The organism is Kitasatospora sp. NPDC056138, from assembly GCF_042264695.1.
In the GTDB taxonomy this organism is placed as follows: Bacteria; Actinomycetota; Actinomycetes; order Streptomycetales; family Streptomycetaceae; genus Kitasatospora.
This window is the reverse complement of sequence record NZ_JBHJVK010000156.1, coordinates 1-2,309: the sequence shown is the minus strand read 5'-3', so window position 1 is coordinate 2,309 and position 2,309 is coordinate 1. Positions and strand designations below refer to the sequence as shown.

Below are 2,309 nucleotides of genomic sequence, written 5' to 3'. Positions count from 1 at the left end.
ACTAGGGCCTGTTGCGAAAGTGCTGGTCAAAGCCATTCATTGATGGCCGCGACCAGCACTGTTGCCTCGTAGCGGACGGCGAGCTCGTCATAGCGAGTTGCAACGGCCCGGTGGCGTTTCAGCCGGTTGATCCCGCACTCCACGGCGTGGCGCGTCTTGTAGTCGTCCTTGTCGAACTTCGGCGGCCGGCCGCCTCGGGAGCCGAGCTTCTTTCAGTTGCGGACCTGGTCGGCCTTCTCCAGGATCGTGCAGCCGATCCGGCGTCGCCGCAGGTAGGAGCGGTTGGCGCGGGAGCCGTACGCTTTGTCGGCCCGTACCTTGTCGGGGGTGGTGCGGGGCCGGCCCGGTCCGACGCGGGGGACTCGGATGCGCTCGAGGACGGGCTGGAACTGCGGGCTGTCGTGCCGCTGCCCGGCGCCGATCAGGAACGACATCGGCCTCTGGCCGTGCTCGACCGAGAGGTGAATCTTGGTGGTCAGTCCGCCGCGGGACCGGCCGAGGGCGTGGTCGTCGGGCTCAGTGTCGACGCCGCCGGGCGGCTCCCGCTGCAGAGCCCTTTTTTACGCGCTCCGGCGGCGTGCTGATGGGCCCGGACCGCCGTGGAATCCACGCTGACGTCCCATGTGATCGAGCCTTTCGCGTCGGCCTCGGCCTGCAGTTGCTCGAGGATCCGCTTCCAGGGCCGTTGCGCTGCCACCTGCGGAACAGGTCGTACACGCGGTCCCACGGGCCGTACCGCTCGGGGATGTCACGCCACGGCGTGCCGGCCCTGGTCCGCCACCGTATGTCGTCGATCAGCTGTCGGCGCGGCCACACCGGCGGCCGCCCCGTTTTCTTCCCCAGCGGCAGCAATGGCTCCAGCCGGGCCCACTGCCGATCCGTCAGGTCCCCACGCGCCACGACACGCGATCATGCACAACCTTGATCGACTTTCGCAACAGACCCTAGTAGAATTTCGCGGCTAATTTTTGGGATATAGGTGGCGCAGCTTGATGCGTGCGTCGTGGGTGGTGAACTGCCAGTTCACCTGACGTTGGTTGGTGTTGGTGGCGTTCTGCCGTCGCCAAGACCGTGTACCCGGTCGACGGTAGATGATGGCGCAGTCACGGAATGCATGTGCATGCCATGTTAGTCTGACGCCCCATCGTATAACCGACCGCCTGACCAGCGGGGAGTTGGCTTCTGGCGGCTCCTGTCGGCTGGTTGAGGCGCTGAGGGGAACATATGAACAACGGTAAGAAGAAACTGCTGACCGCTGTCGCCGCTTCGGCGGTGCTTTCGTTGTCGGTGCTCGGGCTGGGCTGGCACGCGGCTGCTGAGTTTCATGGGGGTGCCAGCAAGTCCGTGGCCACTCAGTGGCCTGGTGCTCAGGGGTCTTCCGTCGGGGCCGGGGTCGTCTAAAACGACCTCGTGCATGGTTAGCCGTGGCCTGCAGGCGGCGGGCTCGTTGGGCCATCCGTGGTGGGGATCGCGGCACGTGCATTGATCGTCTCGGAGCGTCGGATTACCGGCTTGTCGCCGGTGGTGATCGCTGACCTGGTGGCCGAGCTGGGGCCGGTCTGGCAAGCCCGGCATGATGCCGAACTCCGCAACCGGCCGCGTCGGCGGGCGGTCGGCGCCGGAGCGAAGTACAAGCTGGTCTTCGTCGACCGGCTCCTGGCGACCCTCGTCCACCTGCGGCACGGCGTCACCCACGACGTCCTGGCCTGCTGGTTCGGAGTGAACCGCTCCACCGTCGCCCGCGCCATCGGCGAGATCCGCCCACTGCTGGCCGAGCGCGGCTGCCGCATCCCACCCGGCCTTCGGCTTCGCACCCTCGCGGACGTGATCGCCCGCCTGGGCGCCACCGGACAGACCGGGATCATCGATGCGACCGAGATCCGGGTCCGCCGTCCGGCGGCCAACCGGCCCGGCCGGAACCGCTTCGTGTCAGGCAAGAGTCGGATGAACGCCATGAAGGCGCTGGTGGTCACCGACGACCGCGGCCGGGTGCTGTTCTGCGGTGAGGTACGGGCCGGGTCGGTCGCCGACATCACCCAGGACCGCGACGCCGGCCTGGTCGACCTGCTCGCCGACACCATCCACCTGGAGATCCTCGCTGACGCCGGCTACCAGGGCCTGGGCGCCCAGACCTGCGGCCAGGGTGGTCACCCCGCCCCGCAAACGTCGCGGCAAGTACCTCGAGCAGGTCCAGTGGCTCATGGCCCACCACGACCAGGCCCGCTTCGAACACTCCTTATGCCGCATGCCGGTCGAACACGGCATCGCCCACCTGAATAGTTGACCAGCACTTTCGCAACAGGCCCTAG

The 2,309-nt window shown here is 67.5% G+C and carries 1 protein-coding gene and 1 pseudogene; one reads left to right on the top strand and one right to left on the bottom strand.

Annotation, left to right across the window (positions count from 1 at the left end; all coding sequences use genetic code 11):
• Positions 1-26: 26 nt before the first annotated feature.
• Positions 27-900 (bottom strand): annotated as a pseudogene (locus ACFC1R_RS38695) (IS5 family transposase).
• 621 nt (positions 901-1,521) lie between these two features.
• Between ACFC1R_RS38695 and ACFC1R_RS38690 the strand changes: the two are divergent.
• Entirely contained in the window at positions 1,522-2,280 is a 759-nt protein-coding gene (locus ACFC1R_RS38690; RefSeq protein WP_375946410.1) for a transposase family protein, read from the top strand.
• The last annotated feature ends 29 nt before the right edge of the window (positions 2,281-2,309 follow it).